At 64.7% G+C, this 645-nt stretch carries 1 protein-coding gene; it reads right to left on the reverse strand.

What is annotated here, in order from left to right; translation table 11 throughout:
* Window positions 1-584 (reverse strand): AIR synthase related protein (locus tag NS334_RS16275; protein WP_241492004.1); only part of this gene is annotated, 584 nt, incomplete at its 3' end.
* Between the last annotated feature and the right edge of the window lie 61 nt (window positions 585-645).

Consider the following 645-nt stretch of genomic DNA (forward strand, 5'->3'; position numbering starts at 1 on the left):
GATGCCGAATAGAAGATTTTGTCCGTATCGGCGACGCCGACCGTCATCGCATTGACCAGAATGTTGCCGTCATAGGCGGGATGGAAGTTCACCTCGCCCCCGACGGTCGGCACGCCGACGCAATTGCCATAGCCGCCGATGCCGTGGACGACGCCCGCGATCAGGTGGCGCATCTTCGGATGGTTGGGCCGCCCGAAGCGCAGCGCGTTCATGTTCGCCACCGGCCGCGCGCCCATCGTGAAGACGTCGCGCAGGATGCCGCCGACCCCGGTCGCCGCGCCCTGATAGGGTTCGATGTACGAGGGGTGGTTGTGGCTCTCCATCTTGAAGATCGCGGCCTGACCGTCACCGATATCGACGACGCCCGCGTTCTCGCCCGGGCCGCAGATGACCTGCGGGCCTTCGGTCGGCAGCTTCTTCAGGTGGATGCGGCTGGATTTGTAGCTGCAATGTTCCGACCACATCACCGAGAAGATGCCGAGTTCGACCAGATTCGGCTCGCGCCCGAGCGCATGGAGCACGCGCTCATATTCTTCCGGGGACAGGCCGTGGTCGGCGACGATCTGGGGCGTGATGGCGGTCATGGCGCGCGCATAGCCGGACGGGGCGGTGGATGCCAGAGGCGGCGGAAGTTCACAAAGTTCA

Origin of the sequence: Sphingomonas endophytica (genome assembly GCF_001476895.1) — a bacterium.
GTDB lineage: Bacteria > Pseudomonadota > Alphaproteobacteria > Sphingomonadales > Sphingomonadaceae > Sphingomonas > Sphingomonas endophytica_A.